The following is a 13,740-nucleotide window of genomic DNA, read 5'->3' on the forward strand; positions in this document are numbered from 1 at the left end:
GGATCGAGGGCGCGACGCAAAAGGCGCGCCGGCTTATGGACAAGATCATCGGAGAGAACACCGAAATGTCGCATGAATTATTCGAAGCGGCGAAGGCTGCCATGGCCAAGGCCTATGCCCCCTATTCGAAATTTCCGGTCGGTGCCGCACTTCGCACCGAGGACGGGCGCGTCTTCACGGGCGCCAATATCGAGGTCGCCTCCTATCCGGAAGGCTGGTGCGCCGAGACGACGGCGCTCGGCCATTACATCATGGGCGGCGGCGGCAAGATCATGGAAATCGCCGTCCTTGCCGAGCGCATGGCCAAATGCTCGCCTTGCGGCGGCTGCCGGCAGCGGCTGGCCGAATTCTGCCGTCCGGAAACGAAACTCTATCTCTGCGACAATGCGGGCGTCGCCGAAACCGTGACCATGGGCGACATGCTGCCTTACGGCTTTCGCGGCGACATGCTGAAATGAAGGAAGCGCTCGACCATCTGATCGAACGGCTGGACGGCCTGGCGCCGACCACGGCGCTGGTGCTGGGCTCTGGCCTGGGAGGGCTGGTCAGCCAGGTCGAGAACCCGATCCGTGTTTCCTATGCCGATCTGCCCGGCTTTCCCAGAAGCGGCGTTTCCGGCCATGCCGGAGAGGTGGTGGTCGGGCTGCTTGCCGGCACGCCGGTGCTGATGCTGTCGGGCCGCGCCCACTATTACGAGCACGGCAACGCGGCGGCGATGCGGCCGGTGCTGGAGGTGCTCGCCGGCACCGGCATCACCAAGCTGATCCTCACCAATGCCGCCGGCTCGGTCGATCCGGAGATGGGGTCGGGTTCGGTGATGCTGATATCGGACCACATCAATTTCTCCGGCACCAACCCGCTGATCGGCGAGCCGAGCGATCGCCGTTTCGTCGGCCTGACCGAAGCCTACGATGCCGGCATCCGCAAGGCGATCGAACAGGCGGCGAAGGCGACCGGCACGGCGCTGCACAAGGGCGTCTACATGTGGTTCTCCGGCCCGTGCTTCGAAACGCCGGCCGAGATCCGCATGGCGCGCATCATGGGCGCCAACGCGGTCGGCATGTCGACCGTGCCGGAAGTCATCCTTGCCCGCTTCCTTGGCCTGCGTGTCGCCGCCTGCTCGATCATCACCAATCTTGCCGCCGGCATGACCGGAGCCGAGCTTTCGCACCAGGAGACCAAGGATATGGCCCCGGTCGGCGGCGCGCGGCTGGCGACGATCCTAAAGCGTGTGTTCCGCGACGGACTGTTGGAGAACTGATGCTTCCGCAGGAAATCATCCGCCACAAGCGTGACGGCCACAGACTGCCGGCGCGCGAAATCGCCGACTTCATCGCTGGCGTAACCGATGGCGCCGTCACCGATGGCCAGGTCGCGGCTTTCGCCATGGCGGTGTTCTTCAACGGCATGAGCCGCGACGAGGCCGTGGCGTTGACATTGGCCATGCGCGATTCCGGCGACGTGCTCGACTGGTCGGACCTGCCCGGCCCGGTCACGGACAAACATTCGACAGGCGGCGTCGGCGACAACGTCTCGCTGATGCTGGCGCCGATCGTCGCTGCCTGCGGCGCTTATGTGCCGATGATATCCGGCCGCGGCCTCGGCCACACCGGCGGCACGCTGGATAAAATGGATTCCATCCCCGGCTACGCCAGCCAGCCCGACATCGCGCTGTTTCGCAGGGCCGTGCTGGAAGCGGGTTGCGCCATCATCGGCCAGACCGCGGACCTCGCGCCGGCCGACCGCCGGCTCTATGCCATCCGTGACGTGACCGGAACCGTGGAGTCGGTGCCGCTGATCACCGCCTCGATCCTGTCGAAGAAACTGGCGGCAGGCCTGGGCTCGCTGGTGCTCGACGTCAAGGTCGGCAATGGCGCCTTCATGGAGAAGTCGCGCGACGCGACGGCGCTCGCCAACAGCCTGGTCGAAGTCGCAAGCGGCGCCGGATTAAAAGTTTCGGCGTTGATCACCGGCATGAACGAACCGCTGGCCTCGGCCGCCGGCAATGCGGTCGAGGTGCGCAACGCCGTCGATTTCCTGACCGGCCGCCTTCGCGACCGGCGCCTGGAGGATGTGACGCTGGCGCTCGCCGCCGAAATGCTGCAGGCGGCGGGTCTGGTGCCGTCCAACCAGGACGGCATGCGGCGGGCCACCGAAACGCTTGCCAGCGGCCGCGCCGCCGCCACCTTCGCGCGCATGGTGACGGTGCTCGGCGGCCCCGCCGATTTCATCGACAAGCCGGAACGATATTTGCCCGTTGCGCCAACGGAACACGCGGTGAGAGCGATCGCGGACGGCTTCGTCACCGGCATTGCCACGCGTGATATCGGCCTTGCCGTGGTCGGGCTGGGCGGCGGCCGCACCCGGCCAGACGACAAGGTCGACCCGGCGGTCGGCATCACCAGGCTGTTGCCGGTCGGCGCCGAGGTTCGAGCTGGCGAGCCGCTGGCGCTGGTCCATGCCCGCTCGGTGTCCGACGCCGAAGCCGCGGCGGCAACGGTGCTTTCGGCCTATGCGATCGGCGCTTCCAAGCCGCCTGCCGACAAGTCGGTCATCCGGCGCATCCTGCCGCGTGGCTGATATGACCCAGCCCCGAACGGCCGTGCCCGCTCACTGGACAAGAAGCAGCGTGCCGTTTTCGGCCTGATATTTGCCCAGCCGATTGAGAAAGCTCATGCCGATCAAATTGGTGTGCAGCGCCTTGTCGTCGAGCACGATGGCCTGCACGTCGTTGACGGTGATGCTGCCGATCTGCAAGCGGTCGATCATCACCACCGCCGCCTTGATCGTGCCGTTGGCCGTGTTGACCTCATGACTGAAATCCGACGGGTTCAGCGACAATCCGATCCTGCGCGCCGTCGAGGTGTTGACGGCGACCAGTGTCGCTCCTGTATCGATCATGCCATCGATCTGGCGTCCGTTCAGTTTGAAGGCCGACGAGAAATGCCCTCGCGCGTCGGCCGTGACGACAACCTTGCGGCCCATCGGCAACGGCGCCACCGGCTTGTCGGGAGCCGCTGCCAAGGCGACCTCCGGACGGGCGTCGGCCGCTGGCTTGGCCGTCACCGCCGTTTTCAGCAGGCTTTCGAACATCTGCGGATTCGACTGATAGACAATCGGGATGGATGCCGATGTACCGGCAAAGACGCTGAGGATAAGTAGCTTGCGCAGCATGGATCGGCCCCGGCGCATGACCCCGAAAATCGGGATCGATTTCGGAAAGGATCACGCGCAAATCAAAGTGCCGCAGCGTCCGACAGGACGCACGGCGCTGTCGTGAAGGCCGATCCTTAACGCCGGGATGGTGTTTGCCGTTTTAACGCCGCTCGAAACCGCGCCGTTGCGTAAACTTTCGGTAAATCACTTTGTCCCGTACATGCGGTCGCCGGCGTCGCCGAGGCCGGGCATGATGTAGCCCTTCTCGTTGAGCTGGCGATCGATGGAAGCCGTGAAGACGGGAACGTCGGGATGTGCCTTGGTGAAGCGCTCGATGCCTTCGGGCGCCGCCAGCAGGCACAGAAAGCGGATGTTGGTGGCGCCGCGCCCCTTCAGCTTGTCGATCGCCGCGATGGCGGAATTGGCGGTGGCCAGCATCGGATCGACGACGATGACCAGCCGGTCGGCAAGGTCGCTCGGCGCCTTGAAGAAATATTCGACCGCCTCCAGCGTCTCATGGTCGCGATAGAGGCCGATATGGGCGACGCGGGCCGCCGGAACCAGGTCGAGCAGGCCTTCGAGCAAGCCATTGCCGGCGCGCAGCACCGAGGCGAAGACCAGCTTCTTGCCTTCCAGCGTCGGCGCCTCCATCGTTTCGATCGGCGTTTCGATGGTCGTCGTCGTGAGTTCGAGATTGCGTGTCACCTCATAGCCGAGCAGCAGCGAGATCTCGCGCAGCAGCCGCCGGAAACCGGCCGTCGATGTCTCCTTCTTGCGCATGATGCTCAGCTTGTGCTGGACAAGCGGGTGGTCGACGACGGTGACGCCCTTCATGATGTGCTCCGACGTGGTTCGTGGTGAGTAGCCAATAGTGAGTAGTGAATAGTGAGCCGATTTGCGAGTCCCGATGCGCGCTCCGCCAAACTGCTCACTGCTGGCCACTCCCTGTCCACCCAGCCTTCATTCACCTGGCCTTCGCATCCAGCCGGCTGAGCAGCGTTGCCTTGGTCTTCCTGTCGACGAAAGCGGCCTCGATGGCCGTTCGGGTAACGGCCGCCAGCGCCTTCTCGTTCATCGAGAAATACTCGGCCGCAATGTCGTATTCGCGTTTCAGCGAGGTCCAGAAATAGGGCGGATCATCCGAGTTGAGCGTCACCTTGCAGCCGGCCGCTAGCAGGGCGGGGAACGGGTGGGCGGCGAAACTGTCGAACACTTTCAACGCAATGTTGGAGCCGGGACAGCATTCCAGCACCACGCCCTCATCGGCGATGCGCCGGACAAGATCGGGGTTTTCGATGGCGCGCACGCCATGGCCGATGCGCGACGGGCGGATGTGATCGAGCGCCGCCTGGACCGTCTCCCACCCCGTCAGTTCGCCTGCATGGACGGTAATGCCGAGCCCGGCCTCGCGGGCGATTTCGAATGCCCTGACGTAGTCCTCCATCTCGCCGACCCTCTCGTCGCCGGCGACACCGAAGCCGGTTACCAGCGGATGTCCGCAGCGCGCGGCAAAGCGCGCTGCCTGCTCGATGGACTCGACGCCGGCATGGCGCACGCCGGTGACGATCATGCGGCCCTCGATGCCGGTCTTGGCCTTGGCGCGGGCCATGCCTTCGCCGAGCGCGTCAGTATAGGCCTTGGGCGACAGGCCCGCCTTCATGGCATGATCCGGCGAGGTGAAGACCTCTGAGTAGATGGCGCCGTCACGAGTCAGGCTGGTCAGATAATGGTCAGCCAGCCGCGCATAGTCTTCCTCGGTCCGGAACAGGTCGGAGGCGAAATCATAGGCGGCGAGAAAAGAGGTGAAATCGTGCCAGACGAAAGAGCCGTTCTGGATATAGGGCGAGATGTCCTTGCCGTATTTCTGCGCCTGTCGGATGACGAGTTCCGGTGCCGCTGCCCCTTCGATGTGGCAGTGCAGTTCCGCTTTCAAAGGCATTCAAACATCCCGTCGGTCAGTCCAGGTCTCGAAACCCGCCACCTGGAAGCGCGGCCGAACACCGCGCCTTAAACAATAGCGCCCGCACCATCGATCGGCTATGGTCCCGCCGGTTTTATGACGGATCAAAAAAATGTCAGTTGAGAGAACCACGGCCGCCGGCGGCATGGAAACCTCCTATGGTTTCAAGCGTGTAGGGGCAGGCGACAAGCAGCCCCTGGTCAACGATGTTTTCCACAAGGTCGCCAACCGCTACGATCTGATGAACGACCTGATGTCGGGCGGCCTGCACCGGCTGTGGAAGGACGCCATGGTAGCCTGGCTCAATCCGCCGAAGCGGCCGGGCTGGTGCGTGCTCGATGTCGCCGGCGGCACCGGCGACATCGCCTTTCGCATCGTCGATGCCAGCCATGGGCATGCTCATGCCACCGTGCTCGACATCAACGGCTCGATGCTCGCCGTCGGTCGCGACAGGGCGCAAAAGAAAGGCATGTCCGGCAACACCGATTTCGTCGAAGCCAATGCCGAGGAACTGCCGTTCGCGGACGCCACCTTCGACGCCTACACCATCGCTTTCGGCATCCGCAACGTTCCCAGGATCGACGTCGCTCTCAGCGAAGCGTTGCGCGTGCTGAAGCCGGGCGGGCGGTTCCTGTGCCTGGAATTTTCCGAGGTCGAGATGCCGTTGCTCGACAGGGTCTACGAGGCCTGGTCGTTCAAGGCCATTCCGAAGATCGGCAAGGCCGTCACCGGCGACGGCGAGCCTTATTCCTATCTGGTCGAGTCGATCGCGAAATTCCCCAACCAGGCGAATTTTGCTTCCATGATAACCCGCGCGGGCTTCGATCGGGTCTCGTTCCGCAACTATTCCGGCGGCATCGCCGCGCTTCATTCGGGCTGGAAACTTTGAGGCAGGCCCGGGCATGAGCACCGTCAGCGCTGGATTTCGGCTCATGCGGGCCGGCTGGGTGCTTGTGCGCGAGGGCGTCGTCGCCGCTTTGCCCGGCGAGGAACTGTCCGGCCTGCCGAAATTGGGCTGGCGGCTGGCGCGGCTGTTTACCCGCCGCCGCGCGCTCGCCTATGAGCGCAGCGATCGGCTGGCCAAGGCGGTGGTCCGGCTCGGGCCGTCCTATGTCAAGCTTGGCCAGTTTCTGGCGACACGACCCGATGTCGTCGGCAACGACATGGCGCTCGATCTCGCCATGCTGCAGGACAAGATGCACACCTTCCCGACGGCCGAGGCGGTGGCGGCCATCGAGGGCTCGCTCGGGCGCAAGCTCGGCGACCTCTACACGCGGTTCGGCGACCCGGTCGCCGCGGCCTCCATCGCCCAGGTCCATGCCGCTGAAACCGTCGATGGCGGCGTCGCCAGGAAGGTAGCGGTCAAGGTGATCCGGCCGGGCGTGCGCCGCCGCTTCTTCCAGGATCTCGAAAGCTATTTCCTCGCCGCCCGCCTGCAGGAGAAATACATCCCCTCCTCACGCCGGCTGCGGCCCGTGGAGGTGACCGAGACGCTGGCGCAGACCACCAAAATCGAGATGGACCTGCGCCTCGAGGCGGCCGCGCTTTCGGAACTTGGTCAAAGCACCAGGGAGGATCCGGGCTTTCGCGTCCCTTCCGTCGACTGGGAGCGCACTGGCCGCGACGTGCTGACCATGGAATGGGTCGACGGCATCAAGATGAACGACATCGCCGGACTCGCCGCCGCTGGACACGATCTGAGGGCAATCGCGGCCAACCTCATCCAGTCGTTCTTGCGCCATACGCTGCGCGACGGCTTCTTTCACGCCGACATGCATCCGGGCAACCTGTTCGTCGAGGCTGATGGCACGATCGTCGCGGTCGATCTCGGCATTGCCGGCAGGCTCGGCAAGAAGGAGCGCCGGTTCCTCGCCGAAATCCTCTACGGCTTCATCACGCGCGACTATCTGCGCGTCGCCGAGGTTCATTTCGAGGCCGGCTACGTGCCGCGCCAGCACAATGTCGCGGCCTTCGCCCAGGCGATCCGCGCCATCGGCGAGCCGATCCATGGCCAGCCGGCCGAGACCATTTCCATGGCCAAGCTTCTGACGTTGCTGTTCGAGGTGACCGAACTCTTCGACATGGCGACGCGGCCCGAACTGATCCTCCTGCAGAAAACCATGGTGGTGGTCGAGGGCGTGGCGCGCACGCTCGATCCGGCCTTTAACATGTGGAAGACCGCCGAACCCGTGGTCAGCGGCTGGATATCAGGAAATCTCGGGCCAAGCGGCCTGCTGGCCGACGCCCGCGACGGCGGCAAGGCGATGCTGACGCTGATCCGCCAAGCCCCCGAGTTGGCAGCGCGCACCGAGCGGCTGTCGCGCGAGATCGACCTGATGGCCGAACATGGTCTGCGCTTCGACGAGGCGACGGCCCGCGCCATCGGCAAGGCCGAAGCGCGCTACAACCGCTCCGGCCGCGTGGCGCTTTGGGTGATAGCCCTGACGCTGGTCTATATCGCCTGGAAGCTGCTCTAAGTGACTGCAATGACAGCGATGCTGTCATTGCAGTCGAAAGGCGGGATAGCTATATTGTGCGCAGGAGTGCGACTATGGCTCGGATTACTGTCCGGAATCTGGAAGATCATGTCATGCAGCGATTGCGTGAACGCGGTGCTGCGCGCGGCGTTTCTATGGAGCAGGAGGCGCGGGATGTGCTCGCGGCATCAGTTGGGCTTCCGACCACGAAAGGCTTCGATGGCGGACGCCTGACATTTAAGGACGAGGCCAAGGTTCAACCAATGGCAGGCAGGCAAAGTTAGCCATGGGTACCCTGACCATTCGCAATCTCGACGAGGATTTGAAACAAAGACTGCGCGAGCGGGCGGCCCGTCATGGTGTGTCGATGGAGCAGGAGGCAAGAAGTCTGCTGCTCAAGGAAGTGGCGCCCACCTTCAAAGGTGCCAAGGATTTCGTTACGGCGGAGGAGATCCTCGAATTCGGCCGGCAGCTGCAAAAAGTAGATTTTGATCAGAAGAAACTCGCTGATGATCTCTGGTCTTTCATCGAGGAGGACTGACGATGGTGATCGACACCTCGGCGATCCTTGCTATCCTGAAGCAGGAATCTGACGCACCAGCGATCGCCGAGCGCCTCGCCGGAAATCAACGGATATTGATGAGCTCCGCAACCTTCATGGAATGCGGCACGGTTGTTGTCGGACGGTATGGGCCGGCTGGCACGGCCGCATTGACGGGCCTTCTGGAAAAACTGAAAATAACGATTGTCGATCTCTCGGCCGAACACGCGCAAGCCGGGATTAAAGCCTATGGGCTCTACGGCCGCGGCAGTGGCCATCCGGCAAAACTCAACATGGGCGATTGTTTCGCCTATGCCTTGGCGAAGACCCGGAACCTGCCACTGCTTTTCAAGGGCGATGATTTCATCCATACCGACATCGAACCGGCGCTGAGGCCGGCATGACACTGGACAAGAACTGGTCTCGGGCATGAGCCTCTCCGGCAAGCGCATCTTGCTCATCATCGGCGGCGGCATCGCCGCCTACAAGGCACTCGACCTGATCCGCCGTCTGCGTGAAAGGGGTGCGGCGGTGCGCGTGGTCATGACGTCGGCTGCGCGGGAATTCGTCACCACGCTGTCGGCCGGTGCGCTCTCGGCAGACCATGTCTTTACCGATCTCTTCGATCGCAATGACGAGCACGATGTCGGCCATATCAGGCTATCGCGCGAGGCCGATCTGCTAGTCGTGGCGCCCGCCACCGCCGACCTGATGGCCAAGCTCGCCAACGGCCACGCCAATGATCTTGCCTCCACCGTGCTCCTGGCCACCGACAAGCCGGTGCTGATGGCGCCGGCCATGAACCCCAGAATGTGGGCGCATCCGGCGACGCGGCGCAATCGTGCGGCGCTGCACAAGGATGGCATCACCTTCGTTGGCCCCGCCAAAGGCGAGATGGCCGAGAGCAACGAGGCTGGCGAAGGCCGCATGGCCGAGCCGCTGGAGATCGTCGCCGCCATCGAGGCGCTGCTCGATACCGGATCCAAGCCGCTGGCCGGCAAGAAGATCATCGTCACGTCAGGCCCGACGCACGAGCCGATCGACCCCGTTCGCTACATCGCCAACCGATCGTCGGGAAAGCAGGGCCATGCCATAGCGGCGGCATTGGCCAGGCTCGGCGCCGACGTGAGGCTGGTCTCCGGTCCCGTCAGCATCGCCGATCCGGCTGGTGTGAAAACCATCCACGTCGAGCGGGCGCAGGAAATGCGCGATGCCGTGGAACAGCTTCTACCGGCCGATGCGGCGGTATTCGTCGCCGCCGTCGCCGATTGGCGCACCGACAGCCCAGCTGGCGAGAAGATCAAGAAAGCGCCGGGCGAAGGCCCGCCGGTGCTGCGCATGATCGAGAACCCCGACATCCTTGCGGGCGTCGGGCATCACAAGCAGCGGCCGGCGCTGGTGGTCGGCTTCGCCGCCGAGACGCAGGACCTTTTGCGCAACGCCGAAGCCAAGCTGAGGAAGAAGGGCGCCGACTTCATTGTCGCCAACGACGTGTCGCAGACCAGCGGCGTCGGCCCATCCGGTGTGATGGGCGGCGACCGCAACCGTGTTCGCATCGTCTCGAAGACCGGCGTCGAGGAATGGCCCGAGATGAGCAAGGACGAAGTGGCGACCCGGCTCGCCACCCTGATCGCGGAACGGCTGAAAACGACCGCAGCGTGACGAGCTGGACCGTCGGAATTCCTAAAACAAAGGCTTAGCGCAAGCTAGCGATTCTGTCGAACGCTGAACCGCTAGTCGGCAAGAAGCTCGGCCGTCCGGGCAAGCGCACTTCCGAAGCCATTGAGCGGGATGGAGAAGCTAACCGCTTGCCCCGTATCCGCCGCGAAGGCATCGACCTTCAAGGTGGTGCCCGCCTTGAGCACGGGGACGACGTTGGCATCGAACGCCACCGGCACCAGGCAGCCGACGGCTTGGCAAGTGTTGAACTGCAGACTGCCGTCCAGCTTCTGGTCGTCGATCGTCAGGGTGACGCCCTTGGCGAGCGCCAGGCCGAACGGCAAAGCGAGCGTACCGGTCGCGTCTTCGCCCGTCCTGCTCGACAGCTCTATCGCCAGCAGACGCTGGTTGCTTTGCTTGTTGAACTGCTGGTGTGACAGGCTGCATGCCTTGGCCGCGCCCGATATCTGGCAGTTGACCGCCCAGTCGCCATGGGTTTCGGACAGGGCCGATGCGCCGCCGGGCAACTGTGGCTGGTTGGCGGCGGGCGCGGCCGCCGCTTTGTCGCCTTTTGTCTGCGCCGCCGCGGCCGGCAGACCGGCGATGCAGGCAGCCCCCAGCATCGCCAGCAGATACGCATGCTTCCTCATAAGGACCCCTTTTGCCCGGCTCCATCCCTGAGCCAGCTGGAAGCTGACCCTGAAGGACGCACTGTCGGCGTTCTGTTTGACCGTTTCCTCGAAGGCGCCGTTACATCCGACGGACATGCCGACGCCGTTGACGCCATGGAATTCGAGGCCGGCGTCAGCCCGATAGAGCGGCGAATCGATCGCTTCCGTCAAGTGCGATGCGGGCGGCGGGGCAGATTCTCCTCCGCCGCGAAGGGGGCGCGATCACGCGATTTCCTGTTAATCGGCACTCTGGCGTGGCACGAGGGGACAAACGCACTATATGTAGAGGGAACTTTGTTTGTGCGGGAATGAGCAGATGTTGGCGCTTCGGCCATCAACGGTTTTCATGACGGCGGCATTGGCAGCCGCGACGCTGGCGGGCATCCGTCTGCCTGCTTCCGCGCAGGTGCTCATTCCCTCCGTCGACAACAACGCGTTGATCCAGCAGAACGCTCTGCAGGCCTTGCAAAACCGTGTCCAGCGGCAGCAGTTTCAGCAGCAGCAGCAACAGAATCGGGCTCAGGACCGGGTGATCGTGCAACAGCCCCCGCCCATCGTGCCGCGGGTCAGGCCGAACTGCCAGACGCAGATAATCGGCAACACCGCCGTAAGCACCTGCCGCTGAGGCGGGCTTCTCTTTTATTTAGCCGACTTACATGGTAGGGGCGTTCAGGTGCCCCTGCCGCAGTTTGGGTTTTGTAACGACACCGCGTCACGGTATGGGCACTGCACCGACTGGATTTTCGAATGGCAGCCACCAAGAAAAAGGCCGTGCGCAAGGCCAAGAAGGGCGAGACGATCCGCCAGGTCGCGGCTATCCCTTTTCGGCTGGACCAGCGCGGCGACATCGAGGTCATGCTGGTCACCTCGCGCACCACCAGGCGCTTCATCGTACCCAAGGGCTGGCCGATGAAAGGCAAGAGCGGACGCAAGGCGGCCACCATCGAGGCGCAGGAAGAAGCGGGCGTGCTCGGCAAGACCCTGAAGCAGCCAGCGGGCACCTATTCCTATTGGAAGCGGCTGGCCAACCGGTTCGTGCGCGTCGATGTCATCGTCTATCTGTTGGAAGTAACGCAAGAGCTCGCCGACTGGCAGGAAGCCAAACGGCGGCAACGGGCCTGGCTGGCGCCGGCCGATGCGGCCATGCTCATCGACGAACCCGAACTTTCGACGCTGGTAAGGACCTTGAAGCTTCCCCAGCCGGCACAAATCGGCCCTACGTAAAGGCCTCACGCCCCGGCGCCGTCCTCTTCGGGGAGCGGTCGCACTGGCGTCCCGGCATAGGCCCACAGCCATTCGCGTGGCAGCGGACCTTTGTTCCGCTCGGCTTGCTGGGATTGTTCCCAGGCATGCGCCAGGATGCCGACCGAGCGCGACAGCACGAAAAGCCCCCGCGTTAGCGGTGGCGGAAAGCCGAGCTCGCCGTAAATGACGGCGGTCGCGCCATCGATGTTGAGCGGTATCTTTTTGCCCTTGCGCCGCGCGACCTCCGCCTCGATCGCCTCGGCGATATCGGCGAAGCGGCCATGGATCACGCCGCGCGCGGCAAACTCCCGAGTCAGTTCCATCAGGCGCGGCGCGCGCGGGTCGACCGGATGGAAGCGATGGCCCAGCCCCGGCACGTAGCCCTTTTCCCCGGCAAAGAACCGGTCAAGCCGCCCCGAGACAGCCTCTTTCAGCGTCGTGCCGCCATCGAGCGCCGCGGCAATGTCGCCATAGAAGGCAAGCGCCTGCTCGCCGGCGCCGCCATGGACGTCGCCAAGCACGTTGATGGCCGAAGCCATGGCGCTGTTGATGCCGACACCGCAGGTCGCCGCCATGCGGGCGATGGCGATCGACGGCGCCTGCGGCCCGTGGTCGACTGCGGCGCCCAGCGCAATGCCGAGCAGCGCGGCCTGTTCCTCGCTGGGCAATTCGCCGCGCAGCATCAGCCAGATGACAGCCGGGAAGCTGACGCGGCCGATCAGGTCCTGGATTTCATAGCCGCGCAGCCGGATGACGCCCGGCCGCATTTCGATGATGCCGGTCTGCCACCACTCCTCTGCACGCTCGCGGCCCGTCTTTTGCTCGCTCATATCGCTCATGTGAGTGCCTTTGCCTTGGCTCGCGGCGGCAGGCCGGCGAAAACCTCGTCCATGTGCTCGCCCAGAGCCGGTGGCGGAGAAGCCGGCAATGGAGCCGTACCATCGACCATGAAGCCGCCGCGCAGAACCGTCAGCGATCTCTCCATGTCAGCCACGCCGTCGAAAGCCCTGGTCATCTGGCGCTCCAGCACCTGCGGTTCGGCCAGCACTTGCGGGATCGTCAGCACCCTGCCCGCCGGCACCCCGGCGCGGTTCAGTTTTTCTTCCCACGCAGCCGCCGGGCCATTCGCCAAGGCCCCCTCGATCTCGATCTTCAGCGCCGCACGGTTCCGCTTGCGCGTCTCGCGCTCGGCAAAGCGTGGATCCGACGCCAGCTCCGGCCGTTCGATAAGCCGGCAAAGCGTTACGAACTGCTCCTGCTTGTTGGCGGCGATGTTGAGCAGACCGTCGCCGGTGCGAAAGGCGCCCGACGGTGCCGCCGTCATGTTCTCATTGCCCATCGGCTTGGGATCGACCCCGGCCGTCAGATAGTTGGAAACCGGCCAGCCAAGCGCCGACAATGTGCATTCAAGCATCGACACGTCGAGAAAAGCACCCTCGCCGCTCGTCTTCTGCCTTACCAGCGCCGAGACGATGGCGAAGGCCCCGACCAGTCCGCCCAGCGTGTCGGCGACGGGATAGCCGACCCGCAAGGGTGCCGTCTCCGGCGTGCCGGTGATGCTCATAATGCCCGAAAGGCCTTGGATGATCTGGTCATAGGCCGGATTGTCGCGCATCGGCCCGGTCTGGCCGAAGCCTGATATCGCGCAGTAGACAAGGTTGGGGCGGACCGCCTTCAGCGCCTCGTAGCCGAGGCCAAGCCGGCCCATGACGCCGGGGCGGAAGTTTTCCACCAGCGCATCGGCGCTGGCGACCAGGTCGAGGAAGCGTTCGCGCTCGGCTTCCTTCTTGAGGTCGAGCACGACGGAGCGTTTGCCGGCATTCTGAGCCAGGAACGAAGCTCCCATGCCGGCCTGGTTGAGTTCCGGCGAACCGCCGAGCTGTCGCGCCAGGTCGCCGCCTTGCGGCGCCTCGACCTTGATGACGTCGGCGCCGAGCAGCGCCAACTGGTAGGCGCAGTAGGGCCCGGCCAGGACGTTGGTCAGGTCGAGCACGCGAATGCCGGAAAGCAGGTCTGTCATGTCACTTCAAA

Annotated in this window: 17 protein-coding genes; 11 read left to right on the forward strand and 6 right to left on the reverse strand. The window is 64.3% G+C overall.

Annotated features, from left to right (window positions below):
* Window positions 1-65: 65 nt before the first annotated feature.
* From cdd to deoA, 3 genes are read left to right on the forward strand one after another with little or no spacing between them, the layout of a single operon-like run.
* Window positions 66-458: a cytidine deaminase gene (gene cdd / locus FJ953_RS11810; protein ID WP_140522725.1), complete on the forward strand. Its 393-nt coding sequence runs from the start codon at window positions 66-68 to the stop codon at window positions 456-458.
* The gene (locus FJ953_RS11815) at window positions 455-1,261 is read left to right on the forward strand and encodes a purine-nucleoside phosphorylase (protein WP_140522472.1); all 807 of its coding nucleotides are present in this window, start codon (window positions 455-457) and stop codon (window positions 1,259-1,261) included. The genes cdd and FJ953_RS11815 overlap by 4 nt, the downstream gene beginning before the upstream one ends.
* A complete protein-coding gene (deoA, locus tag FJ953_RS11820; protein ID WP_140624389.1) occupies window positions 1,261-2,580 on the forward strand; it encodes a thymidine phosphorylase in 1,320 nt (439 codons plus the stop codon). The genes FJ953_RS11815 and deoA overlap by 1 nt, the downstream gene beginning before the upstream one ends.
* A 30-nt stretch (window positions 2,581-2,610) precedes the next feature.
* On the opposite strand, the gene FJ953_RS11825 is transcribed toward deoA, so the two are convergent.
* The 3 genes from FJ953_RS11825 to FJ953_RS11835 form a co-directional block, all read right to left on the reverse strand.
* The gene (locus tag FJ953_RS11825) at window positions 2,611-3,174 is read right to left on the reverse strand and encodes a TIGR02281 family clan AA aspartic protease (protein ID WP_140496364.1); all 564 of its coding nucleotides are present in this window, start codon (window positions 3,172-3,174) and stop codon (window positions 2,611-2,613) included.
* A gap of 186 nt (window positions 3,175-3,360) precedes the next feature.
* Complete coding sequence (gene upp / locus FJ953_RS11830) at window positions 3,361-3,990, reverse strand: uracil phosphoribosyltransferase (protein WP_140496366.1); 630 nt, start codon at window positions 3,988-3,990, stop codon at window positions 3,361-3,363.
* Window positions 3,991-4,120: 130 nt separating this feature from the next.
* Window positions 4,121-5,095, reverse strand: a complete 975-nt coding sequence (locus FJ953_RS11835; protein WP_140624390.1) for an adenosine deaminase — start codon at window positions 5,093-5,095, stop codon at window positions 4,121-4,123.
* A gap of 133 nt (window positions 5,096-5,228) precedes the next feature.
* On the opposite strand from FJ953_RS11835, the gene ubiE reads away from it, so the two are divergent.
* From ubiE to coaBC, 6 genes are all read left to right on the forward strand, one after another.
* Window positions 5,229-6,005: a bifunctional demethylmenaquinone methyltransferase/2-methoxy-6-polyprenyl-1,4-benzoquinol methylase UbiE gene (gene ubiE, locus FJ953_RS11840; protein WP_140522478.1), complete on the forward strand. Its 777-nt coding sequence runs from the start codon at window positions 5,229-5,231 to the stop codon at window positions 6,003-6,005.
* A gap of 13 nt (window positions 6,006-6,018) precedes the next feature.
* Complete coding sequence (gene ubiB, locus FJ953_RS11845; RefSeq protein ID WP_140496372.1) at window positions 6,019-7,593, forward strand: 2-polyprenylphenol 6-hydroxylase; 1,575 nt, start codon at window positions 6,019-6,021, stop codon at window positions 7,591-7,593.
* 74 nt (window positions 7,594-7,667) lie between these two features.
* The gene (locus tag FJ953_RS11850) at window positions 7,668-7,877 is read left to right on the forward strand and encodes a plasmid stabilization protein (protein WP_140496375.1); all 210 of its coding nucleotides are present in this window, start codon (window positions 7,668-7,670) and stop codon (window positions 7,875-7,877) included.
* A gap of 2 nt (window positions 7,878-7,879) precedes the next feature.
* Window positions 7,880-8,134, forward strand: coding sequence for a hypothetical protein (locus FJ953_RS11855; protein ID WP_140624392.1), 255 nt, complete (start codon window positions 7,880-7,882; stop codon window positions 8,132-8,134).
* A gap of 2 nt (window positions 8,135-8,136) precedes the next feature.
* Complete coding sequence (locus tag FJ953_RS11860) at window positions 8,137-8,538, forward strand: type II toxin-antitoxin system VapC family toxin (protein WP_140624393.1); 402 nt, start codon at window positions 8,137-8,139, stop codon at window positions 8,536-8,538.
* Between the two features lie 25 nt (window positions 8,539-8,563).
* Complete coding sequence (gene coaBC / locus FJ953_RS11865; RefSeq protein ID WP_140560367.1) at window positions 8,564-9,796, forward strand: bifunctional phosphopantothenoylcysteine decarboxylase/phosphopantothenate--cysteine ligase CoaBC; 1,233 nt, start codon at window positions 8,564-8,566, stop codon at window positions 9,794-9,796.
* A gap of 71 nt (window positions 9,797-9,867) precedes the next feature.
* On the opposite strand, the gene FJ953_RS11870 is transcribed toward coaBC, so the two are convergent.
* Entirely contained in the window at window positions 9,868-10,635 is a 768-nt protein-coding gene (locus FJ953_RS11870; protein WP_246674783.1) for an invasion associated locus B family protein, read from the reverse strand.
* 145 nt (window positions 10,636-10,780) lie between these two features.
* Between FJ953_RS11870 and FJ953_RS11875 the strand changes: the two genes are divergently transcribed.
* The gene (locus FJ953_RS11875) at window positions 10,781-11,089 is read left to right on the forward strand and encodes a hypothetical protein (protein ID WP_140624394.1); all 309 of its coding nucleotides are present in this window, start codon (window positions 10,781-10,783) and stop codon (window positions 11,087-11,089) included.
* 122 nt (window positions 11,090-11,211) lie between these two features.
* Window positions 11,212-11,688, forward strand: a complete 477-nt coding sequence (locus tag FJ953_RS11880; RefSeq protein WP_140496381.1) for an NUDIX hydrolase — start codon at window positions 11,212-11,214, stop codon at window positions 11,686-11,688.
* A gap of 5 nt (window positions 11,689-11,693) precedes the next feature.
* Here FJ953_RS11880 and FJ953_RS11885 read toward each other — a convergent pair whose 3' ends face one another.
* Both FJ953_RS11885 and FJ953_RS11890 read right to left on the reverse strand, forming a co-directional pair.
* On the reverse strand, window positions 11,694-12,548 hold the full coding sequence (locus FJ953_RS11885) for a citryl-CoA lyase (protein ID WP_140624396.1): 855 nt from the start codon (window positions 12,546-12,548) through the stop codon (window positions 11,694-11,696).
* Window positions 12,545-13,729 (reverse strand): CoA transferase, encoded by a 1,185-nt coding sequence (locus FJ953_RS11890; protein WP_140624398.1) that lies wholly within the window; start codon window positions 13,727-13,729, stop codon window positions 12,545-12,547. Before FJ953_RS11890 ends, FJ953_RS11885 begins: the two co-directional genes overlap by 4 nt.
* Window positions 13,730-13,740: the final 11 nt, after the last annotated feature.

The organism is Mesorhizobium sp. B2-3-6, assembly GCF_006442305.1.
Lineage (GTDB): Bacteria > Pseudomonadota > Alphaproteobacteria > Rhizobiales > Rhizobiaceae > Mesorhizobium.

What these genes read in the sequence shown, in the direction of transcription:
- FJ953_RS11815 (WP_140522472.1), top strand. Translation starts at nt 455, where the DNA reads ATGAAGGAAGCGCTCGACCATCTGATCGAACGGCTGGACGGCCTGGCG.
- deoA (WP_140624389.1), top strand. Translation starts at nt 1,261, where the DNA reads ATGCTTCCGCAGGAAATCATCCGCCACAAGCGTGACGGCCACAGACTG.
- upp (WP_140496366.1), bottom strand. Translation starts at nt 3,990, where the DNA reads ATGAAGGGCGTCACCGTCGTCGACCACCCGCTTGTCCAGCACAAGCTG.
- FJ953_RS11890 (WP_140624398.1), bottom strand. Translation starts at nt 13,729, where the DNA reads ATGACAGACCTGCTTTCCGGCATTCGCGTGCTCGACCTGACCAACGTC.
- FJ953_RS11860 (WP_140624393.1), top strand. Translation starts at nt 8,137, where the DNA reads ATGGTGATCGACACCTCGGCGATCCTTGCTATCCTGAAGCAGGAATCT.
- FJ953_RS11875 (WP_140624394.1), top strand. Translation starts at nt 10,781, where the DNA reads ATGTTGGCGCTTCGGCCATCAACGGTTTTCATGACGGCGGCATTGGCA.
- cdd (WP_140522725.1), top strand. Translation starts at nt 66, where the DNA reads ATGTCGCATGAATTATTCGAAGCGGCGAAGGCTGCCATGGCCAAGGCC.
- FJ953_RS11835 (WP_140624390.1), bottom strand. Translation starts at nt 5,095, where the DNA reads ATGCCTTTGAAAGCGGAACTGCACTGCCACATCGAAGGGGCAGCGGCA.
- FJ953_RS11880 (WP_140496381.1), top strand. Translation starts at nt 11,212, where the DNA reads ATGGCAGCCACCAAGAAAAAGGCCGTGCGCAAGGCCAAGAAGGGCGAG.
- ubiB (WP_140496372.1), top strand. Translation starts at nt 6,019, where the DNA reads ATGAGCACCGTCAGCGCTGGATTTCGGCTCATGCGGGCCGGCTGGGTG.
- FJ953_RS11855 (WP_140624392.1), top strand. Translation starts at nt 7,880, where the DNA reads ATGGGTACCCTGACCATTCGCAATCTCGACGAGGATTTGAAACAAAGA.
- ubiE (WP_140522478.1), top strand. Translation starts at nt 5,229, where the DNA reads ATGTCAGTTGAGAGAACCACGGCCGCCGGCGGCATGGAAACCTCCTAT.
- FJ953_RS11825 (WP_140496364.1), bottom strand. Translation starts at nt 3,174, where the DNA reads ATGCTGCGCAAGCTACTTATCCTCAGCGTCTTTGCCGGTACATCGGCA.
- FJ953_RS11885 (WP_140624396.1), bottom strand. Translation starts at nt 12,548, where the DNA reads ATGAGCGATATGAGCGAGCAAAAGACGGGCCGCGAGCGTGCAGAGGAG.
- coaBC (WP_140560367.1), top strand. Translation starts at nt 8,564, where the DNA reads ATGAGCCTCTCCGGCAAGCGCATCTTGCTCATCATCGGCGGCGGCATC.
- FJ953_RS11850 (WP_140496375.1), top strand. Translation starts at nt 7,668, where the DNA reads ATGGCTCGGATTACTGTCCGGAATCTGGAAGATCATGTCATGCAGCGA.